Genomic DNA, 388 nt, shown 5'->3' on the forward strand with positions numbered 1-388 from the left:
TCCTGGGCTCCCTATTCTTTATCCCGGGTATTTTATTTGCCGTGAATGAACCGGATAATTTTTTTCGCTATGGGTTTATCCTTGTTGGCCTGCTGCATTTGATTTCCGGAGTTTACCAATTAAAGGTGCCTTATCTCAGAATTGAGAATAACAGCATTATAAGAGGGGGATTAATCCGTAGAACTTTAAAAATTTCCGAAGTAAAAGAGATTAGAACATTTGCTGGAGACTATACTTTATTTACTTCAGAAAAGAAAATGAAGATCAATTCAGAATATGTCAGAAAATCTCAGAGGGCAGAACTCAATGGTTTCCTGAGATCCCTGGAAATCCCTTTTGAAGAGACGCCTTCCAAAACATATAATTACAGCTAAAATTTTTCCTTTTT

At 36.3% G+C, this 388-nt stretch carries 1 pseudogene; it reads left to right on the forward strand.

Annotation, left to right across the window (positions count from 1 at the left end):
• A pseudogene (locus HC175_RS20090) lies at positions 1-374 on the forward strand (hypothetical protein); the annotation flags it as partial.
• Between the last annotated feature and the right edge of the window lie 14 nt (positions 375-388).

Source organism: Salinimicrobium oceani, assembly GCF_012037645.1.